At 73.3% G+C, this 18282-nt stretch carries 12 protein-coding genes and 1 pseudogene; 7 read left to right on the top strand and 6 right to left on the bottom strand.

The genetic code is table 11. The features are described 5' to 3' along the window. The first annotated feature begins 490 nt into the window (after positions 1 to 490). Entirely contained in the window at positions 491 to 3088 is a 2598-nt protein-coding gene (gene rph, locus AC6I72_RS33800) for a rifamycin-inactivating phosphotransferase (RefSeq protein WP_498005272.1), read from the top strand. Positions 3089 to 3656: 568 nt separating this feature from the next. Then, a complete protein-coding gene (locus AC6I72_RS33795; RefSeq protein ID WP_498005271.1) occupies positions 3657 to 4334 on the top strand; it encodes a hypothetical protein in 678 nt (225 codons plus the stop codon). A gap of 65 nt (positions 4335 to 4399) precedes the next feature. On the opposite strand, the gene AC6I72_RS33790 is transcribed toward AC6I72_RS33795, so the two are convergent. Next, positions 4400 to 5422 carry an Lrp/AsnC family transcriptional regulator gene (locus AC6I72_RS33790; RefSeq protein ID WP_498005270.1) on the bottom strand — a complete coding sequence of 341 codons (1023 nt, stop codon included), beginning with the start codon at positions 5420 to 5422 and terminating at the stop codon, positions 4400 to 4402. Between the two features lie 107 nt (positions 5423 to 5529). Between AC6I72_RS33790 and AC6I72_RS33785 the strand changes: the two genes are divergently transcribed. The 3 genes from AC6I72_RS33785 to AC6I72_RS33775 all read left to right on the top strand — a co-directional run bounded on the left by AC6I72_RS33785 (position 5530) and on the right by AC6I72_RS33775 (position 9632). Next, entirely contained in the window at positions 5530 to 6942 is a 1413-nt protein-coding gene (locus AC6I72_RS33785; protein WP_498005269.1) for an MFS transporter, read from the top strand. Further along, entirely contained in the window at positions 6939 to 8180 is a 1242-nt protein-coding gene (locus tag AC6I72_RS33780) for an amidohydrolase (RefSeq protein ID WP_498005268.1), read from the top strand. Before AC6I72_RS33785 ends, AC6I72_RS33780 begins: the two co-directional genes overlap by 4 nt. A 417-nt stretch (positions 8181 to 8597) precedes the next feature. After that, complete coding sequence (locus AC6I72_RS33775) at positions 8598 to 9632, top strand: DNA topoisomerase IB (protein ID WP_498005267.1); 1035 nt, start codon at positions 8598 to 8600, stop codon at positions 9630 to 9632. Between the two features lie 141 nt (positions 9633 to 9773). Here AC6I72_RS33775 and AC6I72_RS33770 read toward each other — a convergent pair whose 3' ends face one another. Further along, positions 9774 to 10451 (bottom strand): GntR family transcriptional regulator, encoded by a 678-nt coding sequence (locus tag AC6I72_RS33770; RefSeq protein WP_498005266.1) that lies wholly within the window; start codon positions 10449 to 10451, stop codon positions 9774 to 9776. Positions 10452 to 10613: 162 nt separating this feature from the next. Here AC6I72_RS33770 and AC6I72_RS33765 point away from each other — a divergent pair. Next, positions 10614 to 12008: pseudogene (locus AC6I72_RS33765) on the top strand (malonyl-CoA decarboxylase domain-containing protein). 30 nt (positions 12009 to 12038) lie between these two features. Further along, positions 12039 to 13565 (top strand): malonate--CoA ligase, encoded by a 1527-nt coding sequence (locus AC6I72_RS33760; protein WP_498005265.1) that lies wholly within the window; start codon positions 12039 to 12041, stop codon positions 13563 to 13565. Positions 13566 to 13870: 305 nt separating this feature from the next. On the opposite strand, the gene AC6I72_RS33755 is transcribed toward AC6I72_RS33760, so the two are convergent. The 4 genes from AC6I72_RS33755 to AC6I72_RS33740 form a co-directional block, all read right to left on the bottom strand. After that, positions 13871 to 15298, bottom strand: coding sequence for a sodium:solute symporter family protein (locus AC6I72_RS33755; RefSeq protein WP_498005264.1), 1428 nt, complete (start codon positions 15296 to 15298; stop codon positions 13871 to 13873). Beyond that, positions 15295 to 15540, bottom strand: coding sequence for a hypothetical protein (locus AC6I72_RS33750; protein ID WP_498005263.1), 246 nt, complete (start codon positions 15538 to 15540; stop codon positions 15295 to 15297). The genes AC6I72_RS33755 and AC6I72_RS33750 overlap by 4 nt, the downstream gene beginning before the upstream one ends. Positions 15541 to 15555: 15 nt before the next feature. Next, on the bottom strand, positions 15556 to 17037 hold the full coding sequence (locus AC6I72_RS33745) for an amidase (protein ID WP_498005262.1): 1482 nt from the start codon (positions 17035 to 17037) through the stop codon (positions 15556 to 15558). A gap of 177 nt (positions 17038 to 17214) precedes the next feature. After that, positions 17215 to 18282 carry an Lrp/AsnC family transcriptional regulator gene (locus tag AC6I72_RS33740; protein ID WP_498005261.1) on the bottom strand — a complete coding sequence of 356 codons (1068 nt, stop codon included), beginning with the start codon at positions 18280 to 18282 and terminating at the stop codon, positions 17215 to 17217.

The following is an 18282-nucleotide window of genomic DNA, read 5'->3' as shown; positions in this document are numbered from 1 at the left end:
CGTCGCATCCCGGAGAGCAGGAGCCTGGACACCGAAGCCGGTCGCACCACCGCTCGGCGGAAGGCCCGTCCCAGCTCACCCGACCGCCAAAAAAGCGAAGGCAAGGAGAACTCCCTCTCCTTGCCACTCTCAACATATAGCGCACCAGGGGGCTTGCCGCAAGGCCCCGGTCACAGCGCACAATCGTCGGCCGTGGCCACAAACAGCGGACGCGGCCTGCGCGTTTCGCTCCCGGCCGGGGTACGGCGGACGCCGTGACTCGGACCAGGTGCGGGACGGGCAGGGCGGGTGCCCGTGTGGCCACGGGTGCTCGGCGCGGAGGCGAAGGCGCCCGCGCCGCCCGGCCGGGCGGAGCGGCAAGCCGTCTCCGCAGAGGGAAGGCGACCAGGGATGACGATGGGCTCGACAAGAGGTTCGACGGAGTGGGGGCACCGGTGACGCGATCGGCCACCGCGGTGCGACACAGCACGGCCGCCCCGGAGGTGTCGCGATGAGCGAGCCGTATGTGCTGGATCTCCAGGAGGTCGACGAGACGCAGGCCGCGGTCGTCGGCGGCAAGGGCGCGCACCTGGGCGGACTGTCGCGGATCGAGGGCGTCCGCGTGCCGGGCGGCTTCTGCGTGACCACGGACGCCTTCCGGCGGATCATGGCGCAGGAGCCGTCACTCGGCGACCGGCTCGATCAGCTGGCGCGCGTGGACCCGGACGACCAGGAGGCGATCCGCACGCTCAGCGCGCGAATTCGCCGGACCGTCGAGGACATCGCCGTCCCGGCCGACCTCGCGGCGGCGATCACCCGCGCGCTCGCCCGGCTCGGCGAGCGCACCCCCTGCGCCGTCCGGTCCAGCGCGACGGCGGAGGACCTGCCGACGGCCTCCTTCGCCGGCCAGCAGGACACCTACCTCAACGTCGTGGGGACGACGGCGGTCCTGCGGCACATCAGCCGGTGCTGGGCATCGCTGTTCACCGAGCGGGCGGTGACCTACCGCCGGCGCCACGGCATCGACCACCGTACGGTCCACATGGCCGTGGTCGTGCAGCGCATGGTCTTCCCGCACGCCGCCGGCATCCTCTTCACCGCCGACCCCGTCACGGGCGACCGGAAGACCGCCACCGTGGACGCCGGCTTCGGCCTCGGTGAGGCCCTGGTCTCCGGCCTGGTGAACCCGGACGTCTTCAAGGTGCGGCACGGTGAAGTCGTCGCCAGGACGATCGCCGCCAAACAGCGTGCCGTGCACGCCCTGCCCGCCGGCGGTACGCGGGAAGTGGCGATCGACCCGCGGCGCCGGGAGCAGCCCGCCCTGACGGATGCTCAGGCCGTGTCGCTCGTGCGGCTCGGGCGCCGGATCGAGGCGCACTTCGGCCGCCCGCAGGACATCGAATGGTGCCTGGCCGACGACGGCTTCCAGATCGTCCAGAGCCGGCCGATCACGACGCTGTTCCCCGTCCCCGACACCGGCGGCCAGGAGAACCACGTCTACGTCTCCGTCGGGCACGGGCAGATGATGACCGACCCCATGAAGCCCCTGGGGCTCTCCATGTGGCAGCTGACGGCCATGGTGCCGATGCACGAGGCGGGCGGCAGGCTGTTCGTCGACGTCACCCCGCGCCTGGCCGCGCCCGCGAGCCGCGCCGGCCTCCTGGACGTCATGGGGAGGGGGGATCCGCTGATGAGGGACGCCCTGGAGACCGTCCTCGACCGTGACGACTTCGTCCTGCCGCGCGCGGACCCGGGTCCCGGCCGGCCGCCTGCCGGTGGGCGGCCCGCCCCGGTCGAGACCGATCCGGCCGTCGTCACCGAGCTGGTCCAGCGCAGTCAGGCGTCCCTCGCCGACCTGGAGCACGACATCCGGACGAAGAGCGGACCGGACCTGTTCGACTTCCTGTACGACGCCTTCAAGGAGCACAAGCGGGTCCTCAGCGATCCGCTGAGCCTTCAGGTGATCACGGCGGGCATGGAGGCCACCTGGTGGCTCAACGACAAGCTGCAGGAGTGGCTGGGCGAGAAGAACGCGGCTGACACGCTCACGCTGTCCGCCCCCGGCAACGTCACCTCGGAGATGGGACTCGCGCTCCTCGACGTCGCGGACGTGATCCGCCCGCACCCCGAGGTGGTGGCGTTCCTCCAGGGCGTCGAGGACGAGGGCTTCCTGGACGAGCTGGCGAAGCTCCCGGGCGGGACCGAAGCGCGCGACGCGCTGGAGGCGTACCTCGACCGGTACGGCATGCGCTGCGTCGGCGAGATCGACATCACGAGGCCGCGCTGGCGCGAGCGCCCCACCACGCTCGTGCCCGTGATCCTCGACAACGTCAGGAACTTCGAGCCGGGCGCCGCCCAGCGGCGCTTCGAGCAGGGGCGGCAGAAGGCGCGGGAGAAGGAACAGGACGTGCTGGCCCGCTTGCGGGCCCTGCCGGACGGGGACCGGAAGGCCGACGAGGCCAAACGGATGATCGACCGGGTCAGAACCTTCATCGGGTACCGGGAGTACCCCAAGTACGACATCATCAGCCGCTACTTCGTCTACAAGCAGGCCCTGCTGCGGGAGGCCGAGCGCCTGGTGCGGGCCGGCGTGCTGGTGGAGAGGGAGGACGTCTTCTACCTCACGTTCCAGGAACTCCACGACGTGGTGCGCTCGCACCAGGTGGACGACCGCCTCGTCCAGCGGCGCAAGGAGGCGTTCCGGTCGTACCACGCGCTGACACCGCCCCGCGTGCTCACATCCGACGGTGAGGCCGTCACCGGCGCGTACCGGCGCGACGACGTGCCGGACGGCGCCCTGACGGGACTGCCGGTCTCCGCCGGGACCGTCGAGGGGCGGGCCCGCGTCGTCCTCGACATGGCGGAGGCCGATCTCGAGGCGGGCGACATCCTGGTCACGACCTTCACGGACCCGAGCTGGTCCCCGCTGTTCGTCGGGATCGCCGGCCTGGTCACGGAGGTCGGCGGCCTGATGACCCACGGCGCGGTGATCGCCCGGGAGTACGGCCTGCCGGCGGTCGTCGGCGTGGAGCGGGCGACCCGGCTGATCCGGGACGGGCAGCGGATCCGCGTCCACGGAACCGACGGGTACGTCGAGATCCTCTCCTGACCGGCCGCACGCCCTCCGTCCCGCAGGCGCTGGGGCCGCTGGGGCCGCTCTTCCCGCCCGCCGGTGCCTTCGCCGGCGGGGCCGGTGTCGCGGATGGGGTCCCGGCGGAGGCTCGTTCGGGTCGCCGGTGGGCGGTGGCGGCGCGGATCACCCGCCGGTCCGGGCAGGGACGACGTAGGACGCCGTCGTGCGGAGGGAGCCCCAGCCGCGTGCCTTCACGGCCGAGGCGGGCGCGACCGGCGCGGGCAAGGCCGAGCGCCGCGAGGGGCGGGGTGGCGCCCCCGCCTGCGTTTGTACGGCCTGGCGCGGGGGGACCCGCCGACCGTGGTGGCGTGGACCCGGCCGAGCGGCCGACGGAACGGGAGGTGCGGGCCGCCGCCGCTCCCGGGGTCCTGGACGGGACGCTGACCGCCGCTGCCGGGCCGCCGGCCCCTGCCGGCGGGCCTCGGGGCACTTCCCGCAAGGAGTCAGGCATGCGCGCTTCGCAGCACCACGGCCCTGTGCGCCGACGGCTGCTCCTTCCCCACGCAGGCCCGTGGCGCGAATTCGCCCCGGACGGCAGGCGCCGATGAGCCGGTGCCCGGGGCGGGTCCCGCGTCGCCCTGCGCTGCTGCGGTTCGAGGGATGGATCGCGGGCCTCGGCACATGCTCCGGGACGCGCATCGTGCTCGGCCACTGGCAGCGCTCGCCGTTCGGCCCGTTCAGCGACGTGATGCTGGAAGGAGCCGACGGAGAGCGGCTGCTGCTGGCCCCGACGCGGCAGACCGCGGACTTCATCGGCGGGACCTACGTCTTCGACACCGTGCGCGTCGTCCCGGTGCGGGTCCGGATCGCCGACGGCACCTGGACGGTCACCGCAGGCCCCCTGCGGCTGTGCTTCGCCGCGGGCAGACGAGGGCCGCTGGGCCTCCTCCTGCGGGCCCTGCCCGGCGCTGTCGTCCGCCGGCCGGCGTGGAGCACGCTCACGGACTGGCCGGCCCGCCTGCTCCTGCCCGGCGTGCGGACCCGGGGCAGTGCCGGTGCGGGCCGCCGCGAATGGTACGGCGCACGGGACCTGCGGCCGGTCCGTCTCGTCTCGGCGTTCTTCGAAGGCGCCGACCTCGGCGCCGCGGCACCCGTGGAACCGCCCGTCCGCTTCGGCTTCGGATCAGCACCGAGGAAACCCTCGCTCACCCGGGTCACGACGACGGTGGCTCTCGGTCCCGGGGAACGGGAGCCGGCCACGGCCGCCGCCCGGCCCGCCTGAGCTTCAGAGCTGCGAAAAGAAGTGGGCCCCGGAGATCGTGGCCGTCCGGGGCGCTCACCAGGCGTCTACCAGCAGCGGATCGGCAAGGTGGCGGTGCGCCGGCCGTCGGCGTCCAGCAGGTGACCCATGCGCTTGACGGTGCGGACCCCGACGAGCCGATCGGTGACGGCCAGGGACGGCAGCCGGGCCGCCATGGCCGTCTCGTGGTGCTGGACGCCTCCGATGCCGGGCAGCCAGTAGGTGGCGAGGACGTTGGCGCTGCCCGTGACGGCGGCGACCAGCCGGCAGCCGGGGAGGGTGGCCAGGGTGCGGTGCAGGCCGTTGACCTCCCGGACCGGCGCCCGGCCGCGGAAGGTCACGCTCACCGGCAGCCCCGTGAGAGACCGGGCCGTGTCGCAGCGGAACGCGACCGTCCCCGAGCGCGTGAGCCTGCCGAGACGGCGCCGGACGGTGGCGGCGCTGGTGCCCAGCCGCTCGGCCAGCGCGGCCAGACCGAGCCGCCCGTCACGGGCCAGGGCGTCCAGAAGCGCGCGGTCGACCTCACCGAGCGCGGCCGTGGACGGCTCCCCGTCCGGGTCCGTGCGGTCCGCACGGCCCAGGGCCGAGAGCTGGGCGGAGTCCAGGGAACCGAGCCGCCACCGACTGCCCTCCGTGTACAACGAGGTGGCGAACAGGCACTCCACCCCCGTCACGCCGGGCAGCCGGGCCAGACGCTCCTCCACGAACCGGTGCACCCCGGCCACATCGGGCGCCGGCACGTCCAGCAGCAGGTCGGCACCGCCCGGCGCGGTCAGTTCGACGGTCGCCGCCTCGTCCAGCCCGGCGATCCGCGCCGCCAGGCGCTCCCGTGCCGCGGGCCGGCATCCGACGAGGACGAACGCGGTGCACCGGGTCCGGGAGAACGCCGGGCCGGGAACGGCGGACAGCCACGCCAGCCCCTCCTCGGTCAGCCGCTCCCAACGGCGGGCCAGCGTCACCGCCGTCACGCCCAGCGAAGGCGCGAGATCGCTCCACGCGGCACGCGGCCGGATCTGCAGCGCGTGCACCAGGGCGAGATCGAGTTCCGAGACACTGCCCGATTCCTTCATCCCCCTCGCCCTTCTCGCACGATTCTTGCGAAGTCGGCGCTCGGTTCCCGCGGCGCTCGCACTGTAGTCACCACTTCGCGCTCCAGCCAAGGGAAGAGGGTGAGACAGTGACGTGTGCCATCGACCGTGGTCGCGGACTGCTCGCGGTCATGACGGCGATCGTGATCTGCAGCGGAGTCGTCCAGGGATATCTGACACCGCTGCTGCCGGCGGTGGGCGACCACGTCGGCGTCGGAGGGGTCGGACAGAACAATCTGTACCTGCTGTCGCAGCTCGCGTTCGCGGTCCTGACCCCGCTGCTGTCCCGCTGGGGCGACCTCTGGGGCCACCGGCTGCTGCTGCGCATCGCCGTCGCCCTGGTGGCGGTCGGTTCACTGCTCATCGCGGTGCGGCCCACCACGGCCACGCTCGCACTGGGCGTGGTGCTCCAGGGCGCTGTCGTGGGCTTCTTCCCGCTGCTCGCCGGAATCCTGCGTTCCCGCGCCCCGGAACACGGCCGGACAGGCATGTCCGTGCTCGTCGGCGCGCTGCTGCTGTCCATCGGCACCGGCGGACTCGTCGCCGGCTCGCTGAGCGAGGAGCACGCCCTCGCCGGCCTGTGGACCGCCGTCCCCTTCGGCGCCGTGGCCCTCGTGGCGGCGTTCGCGCTGCCCGCCGGCTCCACGCCCCGCGCGGGACGCTTCAACGCCCCGGCCGCACTGCTGCTGACCCTCGGTCTCGGCGCGCTGACCCTGCTGCTCACCGAGGGCGGCTCCTGGGGATGGGCCTCGGCGTCGTCCCTGCTCACCGCCGCGGTCGCGGTGGCTCTCCTCACCCTGTGGGTCAGGGTGGAACACCGGTCGGACCATCCGCTGGTGGACCTCGCCCTGCTGCGTGACCCGCGGCTCACGATCGTCAGCGCGCACACCTTCTGCGCCGCGTTCGGCACCATCGGCTTCCTCGGCGCCAACGCCGTCTTCCTCGGCGCGCAACCGGACGGCGACGGCTACGGGATGGGCCTGGGATCCCAGGCCATCTCGCTGGTGTCCCTGGCCATGGTCGTCGCCGGATTCTGCGGTTCCACGGCATCGCCCCGGCTGGCCCGGCTCGTCGGCGACCGGGCCACCATGGTCCTCACCGGCGGTCTCGCGGCGCTGGGCTTCCTGTCCCTGACACTGTTCCACCAGTCGCTTCCGCGGTACCTCCCGGGGGCGCTCCTGGTGGGCGTGGCGACGGGCATGTTCGAAGCGGTCACACGGACGCTGTCGGCGGAAGCCGTCGAGGAGACCGAGACGGCCCTGTCCGTGGGCATCAACGAACTGGCACTCTCCCTGGGGGCCGCGATCGGCGCGGCCGTGATCAGCGCACTGTTCGCCGCCCATCCCGGGCACGACGGAGGTGTGTCCGGGGCGGGTTACCAGTGGTCGTGGGCGGCGTGCGCGGCGGTGGCGCTGGGCGGGGCACTGCTCGGCCTGCTGCTCGGCGGGCCGGACCCGGCCGTGCGGACCGCCGGTCACGCCCCCGGCAAGGAGGCGGCATGACGCACGAACGTTTCGACGGGGCGCGGGAAGAGGCCCAGGCTGCCGTCACGGCCGCCGTCCGCCGTGCGCGGGAGACCCTGACCGGCCTGAGCCACAGCCTGCACGCGGAACCGGAGACCGCGCTCCAGGAACACCGGTCCGCGGCGAAGATCGCCTCCCTGCTCCAGGACGCGGACTTCCAGGTGACGCGCGGCGCGGCAGGACTGCCGACCGCCCTCGTCGCCACCTACGGCACGGGCAGCCTGGTGATCGCCGTCTGCGCCGAGTACGACGCGCTGCCGGGCATCGGGCACGCCTGCGGACACAACGTCAACGGCGCCGCGGCCGTGGGCGCGGCGCTCGGCCTCGCGGCGGTCGCGGACGCCGTCGGCATCACCGTGAAACTCGTGGGCACCCCCGCCGAGGAGGACATCGGCGGCAAGGTCGTGCTCCTGGAGGCGGGCGTGTTCGACGACGCCGCCGCCGCGCTGATGGTGCACGCGGCGCCGGAGGACTCCGTCGGGGCCTCGTCGCTCGCCGTCGGCGCCTGGGACGTCACCTACCGCGGCACCCCGGCCCACGCCGCGCTCGCCCCCTGGGAAGGCGTGAACGCGCTCGACGCCGTCGTCCTGGCACACACGGCCGTCGGCATGCTGCGCCAGCAACTGCCTCCGGGAACCCTGGTCCACGACGTGGTCCACGAGGCGGGCCACGCGGTCAACGTCATCCCGGAACGCGCGAGGGCACGCTACGAGGTGCGCGCCCGCACCATGGACGACCTCCTCGCCGCCCGCCGGCGTGTCCGGGCCTGCCTGGAGGCGGGCGCCCTGGCCACCGGAGCGGAACTGGAACTCACCCCGCACGGCCACGACTTCGCCGAGCTGCGCCAGGATCCGTTCCTGACCTCCGCCTACCTGCGGGCCGCGCGCGCCCTCGGCCGCGAACCGGTATCCCGGCACGGCGAGCTGACGGCCTCCACCGACATGGGCAACGTCTCCCACGCCGTACCGTCGCTCCACCCGTGCATCGGCTACGACACCGGCGGCGCGCTCCAGCACACCGAGGACTTCACCCGGTACGGGACCGGTCCGGGCGCCGACCGTGCCGTCCTGGACGGCGCGACCGCGCTGGCCCATGCCGCGGTGGAGCTGGCCACCGACCCCGTCAGGCGGCAGACCTACCTCCGGGCCGCCCGCCGCCGGGCCGCCCCCGCGGCCGGCCCGGAACCCGACAGCCCCGCACGACAGGCCACACGGTAGGCGTCCCGCCGACGCCCGACGCCCGACGCCCGACGCCCGACGCCCGACGCCCTGGCGACCGGTGTCCGCCGGCCGGGACGCGGCCTCCGTCGGCACGGTGCTGACGATTTCCGGCCTTCCGGGGTCGCGCGGTACGACCTCGGCACGATGTTCGGCCCCGGCTCCGGCGACCCCGCCGACGGCCGGCCGCTCTGACGGGAGGCCGGCTCTCCTGCAACACGCCCGCGTCGGCGTCCCGTTGTGGTTCGCCCGGGCCCTGCCGGCACCGTCCTGCGCCGGCCGCCGCCGCGCCGGTACGGGCAACGGTCAGCTCCCCCCGGGGGAACCCACCTGGGGGCGGGCGAAGTTCGGACCAGACGACCGGCATACCGCGCGGCGAGAGGGGGACGGGATCCTGGGTGACTCGGAGGAGGTCGGATGCGTCTTTGTCACAGCCGTCCCACTGACCGCGGCTACCGCCGGCTGCGGCACGGGCGCGGCTTCCGGTACCTGGACGCCGAGGGGGAGCCGTTGCGCGATCCGGCGGAGCTGAACCGGATCCGGGGGGTGGTCATACCGCCGGGCTGGCGGGACGTGTGGATCTGCACCCGGGCCAACGGCCATCTTCAGGCTGTGGGTACCGACGCCGCCGGACGCCGTCAGTACCTGTACCACCCTCAGTTCCGTGCCGAACAGGAGCAGACCAAGCACGAGCACGTGCTCGATGTCGCCGAGGTCCTGCCCGTGGTGAGGGAGGAGGTCGAGAAGCATCTGAGCGACCGGGGGCTGACCCGGCAGCGGGTGCTCGCCACGGCGGTACGCCTGCTCGACCTCGGCTTCCTGCGCGTGGGCAGCGACCGCTACACCGAACTGAACCACAGCTACGGCCTCACCACGCTGCTGCGCGAGCACTCCCGCTGCAAGGACGGTGCCGTGCTGCTGTCGTTCACCGGCAAGCACGGCAAGCAGATCATGAAGACGGTCGCGGACCCCGCCACCTGCCGCACCCTGACCGCGTTGCGGCGGCGCCGGGGCGGCGGCGACCGGCTCCTGGCCTACCGGCAGCAGCGGACCTGGCACGACCTGAGCGGCGACGACATCAACGCCTGTCTCAGGGAAATGGCCGGACTGGACATCACCGCCAAGGACTTCCGCACCTGGCACGCCACCGTCATGGCCGCCGTGGCCCTCGCCGTCTCGGAGTCCGTCGCACGGAGCGAGACCGCCCGGCGCCGGGCCGTCGCCCGGGCGGCGCGCGAGGTGGCCGGGTACCTCGGCAACACACCTGCGGTCTGCCGCGCCTCCTACATCAACCCACGGGTGATCGAACTGCACGAGGAGGGCGTGACGGTCGCCGCCGCGCTGCCCCGGCTCGGCGAAGAAGGCTCCGACGGCGTTCCCGCCACACAAGGACCCGCCGAGCGGGCCGTACTGCGGATGCTCCGGACCGGCCGCCCGCCCGGGACCCGGTGACGGCAACGGGGGTCCCGCCACAGGGTCCCGCACGGCCCCGACGGCCTGACCGGGGCTCGCCGGCGGTCCTCCGCGACCTGGCCGGGGTGGCGCGGTGCCCGCTCATCACGGCGGCGGCCGCGGTCCGCCCCGGCGGCGGACTCATCCGGCGTCGTGCGCGGGAGCCGTCAACCGGCGCCAGGTGTGCACCAGTTGGCTGAACTCCTTGACCTGGACGAGCACGTGGTCGCGGGCGGCGTTCTCCGCAGTCTCGGCGTCGCCCCGGGTGATGGCGTCGGCGATCTCGCGGTGCTCGGCCAGGGAGCGGCGGATGCGGTCCGGGACGCGCAGCTGCAGTCGCCGGTACGGCTGCAGGGCTCGCTTGAGCGCGTGGGCCTGCCTGCGCAGGTACTCGTTGCCGCAGGAGTCGTAGACGATGCCGTGGAACCGGGCGTTGGCGTAGTAGTAGCGGTCGGCGTCGCCTGCCGCCGCGTGCCGCTCGCACTCCCGCAGGGCGCCTTCGAGGCCGTCCAGCGCCTCCCGGTCGATCCTGCGGGCGGAGAGCCGCGCCGCCATCCCCTCCAGCTCGGCCATGACCTCGAAGCGCTCGGCCAGCTCGGAGACGCTCAGCTCGGTGACGTACGTGCCCTGCTTGGGGCGGATCTGCACGAGTCCGGAGCGCTCCAGGGCCTGGAGGGCCTCCCGGATCGGCGTACGAGAGCAGCCGAACTCACGTTCGAGTTGGGCGGGATCCAGCCGCTCGCCCGGACGGTAGTGACCGTCGACCACAGCGTTCTCGAGCGCGTCGCGCACGCGCTGCGCTTCCGGGACCCGGGCCATGCGCACCTCCGAGCGGTCAGGTTATCCGGGCGCGCGAGGGGGTGGTGCGCGAGCCTGGATACGTCCTACGGTGGGACTGTTATATATATCGTGCCGCGCTCATGGATTTTTCAGCCAGGGACAGCGTGGGCGAGCGGGCCAGGCGCTACGGAAGGTGCGGACATGGAACGTCACGACGGCCGGCCGCCGGCCGACCGGTTCCGGGCCCTCGGGCAGCGGGGCGGCGCGGACCCGGCGTCCGGAGAGCCGCCGGACTCCCCGCTGGACCAGCTGCTCGCCGCCTGCGAAGTCCTGATGAGCGACGTGGGCGAGGCCTCCGTGCGCACGGTCGCGGCCGGCGCTCTCGCCGCCTACGGCGCGCTCGACGACGACGGCAGACGCTTCTTCTTCACCCACATCACCCAGGCCTACGACGCCGACCCCGACCAGGTCCGCGCCGCCTACCGCCGCTGGGAGGACGCCCGCAGCGCCGGGTCGGGGGGCGAGGAGGAACTGGTCCGGCTCTTCGACGTGGTGGAGCCGGCCCGCCAGCAGCTGCTCCGCCGGATGAACCACGCGCCGGACGCCACGCTCGCCCTGGTCGGGATGCGCGCGGACCTGCGCCGGCTGATGCGCGGCCACCCCGGGCTGGGGCCCCTCGACCATGACTTCCACCACCTGCTCACCTCGTGGTTCAACCGAGGCTTTCTCCGCATGGCGGAGGTCACCGGGGACGCGCCGCAGGAGCTGCGCCGGCACCTGATGCGGGGCGAGAAGATCCACCCGATGCGGAGCACGGCCGAGCTGCGCCGTCGCCTGGAGCCGGCCGACCGTGCCGTCTACGCGTTCTTCCATCCGGCCACCGGGGAAGTACCGCTGATCTTCGTGGAGGTCGCTCTGGTGCGCGGTGTGCCGGACCGCATCGCTCCGCTGCTGGAACCCGGGCCGCCGCTCAGCCCCGCGGAGGCGGACACGGCCGCCCTCTACTCGATCAACAACGCCCTGGACGGTCTGGCCGGGGTCTCCTTCGGCAGCTTTCTCATCAAGCAGGTCATCGAGCAGGTCGGCGAGCGGATGCCCCGTCTGAGGCAGTTCGTCACGCTCTCGCCGCTGCCCGGATTCCGGCGCTGGCTCGGTGAGCGGGCCGGGCAGGACGCCGAGCTGGGACTGCTCGTCCGTGAGCTGGACGCCTGGGAGGGCCCGGCGGAACTCGGTGCGGCGGACGTCGAACGGATCCGCGCCCGGCTCCTTCCCGCCCTGGCCCGGTAGGTCACGGTCGAGCGGCGCGAGGACGGGCGCCCCCTCGACCCGGTCGCCCGCTTCCACCTGCGGAACGGGGCCGCCGCCTGGCAGTTGAACTGGCCGGCGAACGACTCGGCCGAAGCCTGGCGGCAGTCGTACGGCGCGATGATCAACTACCGCTACGAACCGGGGGAGCTGGAGCGCCGGCACGAGGAATTCGTCCGTCACGGCACCGTGGCCCTCGGCGGACCGCTGCGCGACGCCTTCCCCGGGACCGGGGGCGCGCCCCGCCCCGGAAACGCTCCCTGCGCCTCCACCCCCTGGAACGATCGATGAGAAGCGGTCGATGAGAGAGGAACACCCCTGATGGCACCACCCTTGCCCACCATCTACCGGTCCTTCGCCGAGCAGGTGCGGCGGCAGCCGGACAGAGCGGCCTTCGAGCTGCCCGGCGGCCGGCAGATCACCTACCGTGAGACGGCGCGGACCGTGGAACGGATCGCCGCCCGGCTCGTCGCCGACGGCGTCACCCCCGGTGACCGGGTCGCCATGCAGGTGGACAAATCCCCGGAGGCCATCGCGCTGTACCTGGCGACGCTGCGGATCGGTGGCGTCTTCCTGCCGCTCAACACCGCGTACACCGACGCGGAGACGGAGTACTTCCTCGGCGACGCCCGGCCGCGTGTGCTGGTCTGCTCCCCGCAGCGGCGGGCCGGCCACGCGCACCGCGAAGGGGACGGCCTCGTCGTCGAGACCCTCGGCGCCCAGGGCGACGGCACCCTGATGGAGGGCGACGGTCACCACGACGAGGTCTTCGACGCGTCGGCCGACGACCCGGCGGCGATCCTCTACACCTCCGGCACCACCGGACGCTCCAAGGGCGCGGTGCTGACCCACGGGAACCTCGCCTCCAACTGCCGGGCGCTGCTGGAAGCATGGCGGTTCACCGACCAGGACCGGCTGATCCACGCCCTGCCGATCTTCCACGTCCACGGGCTCTTCGTCGCCGCGAACATGACCCTGGCGGCCGGTGCCAGCATGTACTACCTGCCGAAGTTCGACGTGGACACGGTGGTGGACCTGCTGCCCCGGGCCACGGTGCTCATGGGCGTACCCACCTTCTACACCCGGTTGCTGAAGAGCGACCGGCTCACCCCGCGGGCCTGCGCGTCGATGCGGCTGTTCGTCTCCGGCTCGGCCCCCCTGCTCGCGAGCGACCACCGGGCCTTCGAGGCCCGCACGGGCCACGCCATCCTGGAGCGTTACGGGATGACCGAGACCGGTATGAACACCACCAACCCGTATGAGGGCGGCCCGCGCAAACCCGGCACCGTCGGCAAGCCGCTGCCCGGCACGGAGATCAGGGTGGTGGACGGCGAGACCGGACGGACGCTGCCCGACGGCGAGGTCGGCAGTGTCGAGGTGCGCGGCCCCAACGTCTTCAGCGGGTACTGGCAGATGCCCGAGAAGACGGCGGCCGAGTTCCGTGCCGACGGCTTCTTCATCACCGGTGACCTGGGCCGCATCGACGAGGACGGCTATCTGTGCATCGTCGGCCGGGGCAAGGACCTGGTGATCTCGGGCGGCTACAACATCTACCCGAAGGAGATCGAGGAACTCCTCGACGCCCACCCGGCCGTGCTGGAGTCCGCCGTGATCGGTGTACCGCACCCGGACTTCGGGGAGACGGTCGTGGCCGTCGTCGTCCCGGCGCCGGGCCAGGAGCCCCGGGAGAGTGAACTGCTGGAGTTCATCGCCGGCGGCCTCGCCCGGTTCAAGCACCCGCGCGCCGTACGCGTCGAGGAGGCGCTGCCGCGCAACGTGATGGGGAAGGTGCAGAAGGCCGAGCTGCGCAAGCGCTACCGGGACCTGTTCGCGGGCTCGGACGCCTGATCCGTGGCGGGTCGGCAGGAGCGGACATGAAGTGAAGGGCCGCCGAGGAGGCGGCCCTTCACTTCATGTCCGTGGCCGGCCGGTCGGCCGGGAACGGAGCGGATCCGTCACCTGTGACGTGACCGTGAGCGGGGGAGCGCGGGAGAGCGCGCGGGCTGACGGGCGGCGCGCGGCCCTACGCCGCGCGCCGCCCGCCGGCCGGTGCCGTCGGCTTCGGCGGTCCCGTCGTCGCCGGTGCCGCCGGCTTCGGCCGGCCCGTCGTCGGCAGGCTCGTCGGCCCCGGCGCTCTCGTCGGCCCGGGCCGGTCAGTTGGCGTCGGCCGGGACCGGGGTGAGGGAGCGGGACCGTACGATGAGCTGGGCGAGGGCCGTGACCAGCAGGTTCGGGGCGAGCGCGATGAGCCCGGTGTCGACCGTGCCGACGTCCACGCCCCCGAAGGTGAGCCAGATCAGGACGCCGACTCCGGTCAGGATGCCGAGCAGCGCGGGCACCGCGTCCAGACGGACCTTCCTCGCCAGGCCCATGACGATCGCGGGGGCGAGCTGGGTGAGGCCTCCGTAGGTGAGCAGCAGCAGGTCGGACAGGAGCCCGGGCCTGGTCAGGCCGAGGAGCAGGGCGAGGCCGGCGGCCGCGACGACGCACATGTGGTTGGTGCGCAACTGCGCGCGTTCGTTGCGGACGCTGAGCAGGTTGCGCGACAGCAGACTGGAGATCCCGACGACGATGGCCGCGGACGGCACCATCGCCGCCGAGGCCGCGGCGACGGCGACGATGCCGACGAGCCAGCCGGGCAGCGTCTGGCCCGCCAGGGTCAGGGCGACGGCGTTCGAGGGCGAGTCCGGCTTCACGAGCAGGATCCCGGCGAACCCGACGATCACCGGGATGCCGAGCGCGATCTGGTAGAGCGGCAGCCAGACCGCGTTCTTGCGCAGCGCGCGCCCGCTGCCGGCGGCGAGGACCGGCGGCCACAGGTGCGCCATGGTGCCGAGCCCGCCGCCGATGCCGGAGACGATGACGGCAGTGACGAAGAACGTGGCGTCGTAACCCTCCTGATGGAACGTCAGGAGATCCGGGTGGCTGTCCCGTACGGTCTCGAACAGGCCGCCGATGCCGCCGTGCACCGACAGTGCCACGCCGGCGATCAGCACCACGAGCCCGACGATCATCAGGGCGTCCTTGAGGTAGGCGACGCGTGCGATGCCGCGGATGCCGGACCACAGGACGAAGGCGACGGTGAGGACGGTGGCGAGCACCATGCTCAGGTCTCCGCCCGTACGGCTGCCGGTGGCGAGCTGCACGATCAGCCCGAGCCCGGTGATCTGGAGCTGGAGGTACGGCAGCAGGAAGACGGCACCGACGACGGCGACGACCTTGCCGAGCAGGGGACTGCGGAAGCGGTCGGCGAAGAAGTCGGCCTGTGTCAAGTAGCCCCCTGCACTGCCCAGTTCACGCATGCGGGGCGCGGTGAAGTACTGCAGGACGAAATTGATCGCGAGATAGCACAGGGCGAAGGCCGCGGCGACGCCGCCGCCGAAGGCGATGCCGGCGAGGCCGAGGAAGCTGAAGGTCGTGAAGGACTCGCCCGCCTGCAGGAACCAGGTGGTGAAGGTGGAGAACCTGCGCTTGCCGACGGTCCATTCGCCGAACTCCCCGCGGCCCGGGCGGCGCCCGCTCATGCCGACGACGGCGACGCTCACGATGCCGGCCAGGGTGATGGCCATGGTGGTGTTCACGCGGCGGCCTCCTCGTACGCGTCGCGCGTCACGTCGTCGTCCTCGTCGCCCTCGCCGGCGGGGTGGGCGAAGTGCTCGACGAGCGCGAGCGAGGCCGTCGTCCCCGCCGTCCACAGCAGGCACCAGACGAGGACGGAGGGGAGGCCGAACCAGAGGTGCGGGCCGTTGACGAAGGGCAGGAAGGGAGTGCTGAGGAAAGCCACTACGGGCACCACGGCCCACAGGGCATGCGGTTTTCTCATCGGGGCTCCATACGGCTACGGGAGGCGGGGGCGACGGCGTCCGTGCCCGGTGGCGGCCTCGTAGGCGGCACCGGTCTCGAGCACGGTCCTCTCGGCGCGGGGCGGGCCCACGATCTGGAGGCCGACGGGAAGCCCGGCCGGAGTGAAGCCGGCGGGGACGGAGAGGGCGGGTGAGCCCAGAACGCTGACGAAGTACGCGGAGCGCATCCAGTCGAGGTAGGAGCGCTGCGGCTCCCCGTCGATCTCGGTGGGGTACTCCGACTCGACGGGGAACGGGGTGACCTGGCTGACCGGGGCGATCAGCACGTCGTACCGTTCGAAGAAGGCGGTGGCGGCGAGGTGGATGCGGGCGTGCCCGGTGGTGGCACGGACGAGGTCGGCGCCGGTCAGCCGCCGCCCCTCCTCGATGTTCCGGACGAGGCTGGGTTTCAGGGCCGCGCGGTCGCTGTCGAGCAGCGTGCCGAGGCCGAGACTGAACTCGTGGGCGCGCAGCGTGCGGAACACGTCCTCGGCGCCGTCCAGGTCGGGGCAGTCCTCGGCGACGACGCAGCCGAGGCCCTCGAAGACCTCGGCCTGGCGTGCGAAGACGTCGCGCACGTCGCGGTCGACGGCGACCCGGCCGCCGAGGTCGGGGGTGAACGCGACGCGCAGCCCGGCGGTGTTCCGCCCGAGCGGCGCGCGGAAGCCGGCGCCCGGCTCGTCGAGGGAGATCGGGACGCGCGGGTCGGGCCCGGCCATGACGGACAGCAGCAGCGCGGTGTCGGCGACGGTGCGGCCCATGGGCCCGGCGACGCCGAGGGTGTCCCAGAGGTTGCCGGCGGGGTGCGAGGGGACGCGGCCGGGAGTGGGGCGCAGCCCGACGACGTTGCAGAAGGACGCCGGGTTGCGCAGCGAGCCGCCCATGTCACTGCCGTCGGCGAGCGGCTGGAACCCGGCGGCGAGCGCGGCCGCGGCCCCGCCGCTGCTGCCGCCCGCGGAGCGCGTCAGGTCGTACGGGTTGCGGGTCGCGCCGAAGACGGGGTTGAAGGTGTGCGAGCCGGCCGCGAACTCGGGGACGTTGGTCTTGCCGATGCGGATGGCGCCGGCGTCCTGGATGCGCCGCACGAGGAGTTCGTCCTCGTCGGGGACGTGATCGGCGAAGAGCGGCGAGCCGTGGGTGGTGCGCATGCCGCGGGTGAGGTGGGTGTCCTTGAAGGCGATGGGCAGGCCGTGCAGCGGGCCGAGTTCCCCGCCGCGCGCCTGCCGCTCGTCGGCGGCGGCAGCGGCGGCCAGCGCGCCCTCCGGGTCGAGGGTGACGATCGCGTTGACGGCGGGGTTGTGACGTTCGATGCGCTCGAGGTGGGCGCGGACGACCTCGCGGGCCGAGAGTTCCCCGCGGCGGATGCGCGCCGCGAGGTCGACGGCGTCCAGCACGCAGATCTCGTCCCCACCGGGGGAGGCGGGGCCGGACGCGGTGGATTCCGCGGGGGAGGGGGCGGGGCCGGGAGCGACGGGCATGGCAGTCCTAGGGCAGCGGGCACGGTGGGACGGCGTCGCGGTGATGCGGGTCCGGCGGGGGCCGAGGCGCGACGCGTGTGAGGCACCACACTGGCGCTGCTGACCTTTTCAGTCAATGACTTGGCCTGTATGAAGTTTTAAGACGTGGAATCATCGGTGGTGAGTATTTCGGTCGCGCTACGGAAGTCCGCGTCCGCTGCTCGGGAACTCGACGCCGCTGCGCTTGAAGGATTCGACGACCAGATGGGACTGCACGGCCTCCACGTGCCGCACCCACGGCGCAGCCGTGAGGAACGCGTGCAACGCGGCCTTCGACGGCTGGGTGACGTCGACCAGGAGCTGATGCTCGCCCATCACGACGGCCGCGTACCGCACGAGCGGCGACTCGACGAGCAGCCGGCCCACCTTCTCGACCTCGTCGGGCCTGACCTTGATCCACAGCAGCGCCTCGACCGGCAGGCCGAGCAGCGCGGGCTCGACGGCGGCGCGGATGCTCACGAGGCCTTCCCGCGTCAGCGTCTCCACGCGGCGCCGCGCGGTCGCCACGGACACCCCGGCGACGGCCGCCAGGTCCTCGTGCGTGCGCCGCCCGTCCTCGGCGAGCGCCCCCAGGATCGCCAGCTCCTCCGGCCCGACCTCGATGTCGGGGACAGCGAGGTCGTCGGCGATCGCGGACCGTCCGCCGAGCGCCTCGACCTCCCCGGCGTCCAGGATCCCGGGCGACCATTCGTGCACCGTGCGGAAGTACCGCAGGACCGGTGACACGCTCTGCGAGACCAGCCCCGGCAGCGCGGGCACCTCGTCGAGCATCAGCGGTGCCAACCGGCCCGGCGGGCACTGCAGTTCGGCCACGCAGTCCACCGGCCCGGCGAGCGCGTACGAGAAGATGCAGTCCGCGCGCCGGGCCGCCGCCACGGCCGCGTCCCGCACGGCGCCCGGCCGGCACGTCATGCGCAGGATCACGGTCTCGCCCCGCACGACGAGCCCGCGCACGGCGACGTCCCCGCTCTCCAGCAACCGCAGCCCGCGCCGCGCCACCTTCCGCTCGGGCTCCCCGAGGGCGCCCGCGATCCGCCGCCAGGAGGCCCGCCCGTCGATCTGCAGAGCGGCGACGATGCGCCGGTCGAGCCCGTCGAGAGGCGCACCGGACGGGTCGGCGGACACGCCTCGGTGCGTGGCGGGACGCGCGGACGGCGCTGCGGGGAGGGTCGGCTCGGCCGGCGTGGCCGGTGGTGGGTAGGTCAC

The organism is Streptomyces sp. Xyl84, from assembly GCF_059731885.1.
Note: the sequence above shows the minus strand (reverse complement) of the source record. Positions and strands in the feature narration are given on the sequence as shown.

Bases quoted from the DNA above. Each gene is read 5' to 3' on its own strand.
- AC6I72_RS33780 (WP_498005268.1), top strand. From the start codon at position 6,939: ATGACGCACGAACGTTTCGACGGGGCGCGGGAAGAGGCCCAGGCTGCC.
- AC6I72_RS33760 (WP_498005265.1), top strand. From the start codon at position 12,039: ATGGCACCACCCTTGCCCACCATCTACCGGTCCTTCGCCGAGCAGGTG.
- AC6I72_RS33745 (WP_498005262.1), bottom strand. From the start codon at position 17,037: ATGCCCGTCGCTCCCGGCCCCGCCCCCTCCCCCGCGGAATCCACCGCG.
- AC6I72_RS33795 (WP_498005271.1), top strand. From the start codon at position 3,657: ATGAGCCGGTGCCCGGGGCGGGTCCCGCGTCGCCCTGCGCTGCTGCGG.
- AC6I72_RS33790 (WP_498005270.1), bottom strand. From the start codon at position 5,422: ATGAAGGAATCGGGCAGTGTCTCGGAACTCGATCTCGCCCTGGTGCAC.
- AC6I72_RS33750 (WP_498005263.1), bottom strand. From the start codon at position 15,540: ATGAGAAAACCGCATGCCCTGTGGGCCGTGGTGCCCGTAGTGGCTTTC.
- AC6I72_RS33775 (WP_498005267.1), top strand. From the start codon at position 8,598: ATGCGTCTTTGTCACAGCCGTCCCACTGACCGCGGCTACCGCCGGCTG.
- rph (WP_498005272.1), top strand. From the start codon at position 491: ATGAGCGAGCCGTATGTGCTGGATCTCCAGGAGGTCGACGAGACGCAG.
- AC6I72_RS33770 (WP_498005266.1), bottom strand. From the start codon at position 10,451: ATGGCCCGGGTCCCGGAAGCGCAGCGCGTGCGCGACGCGCTCGAGAAC.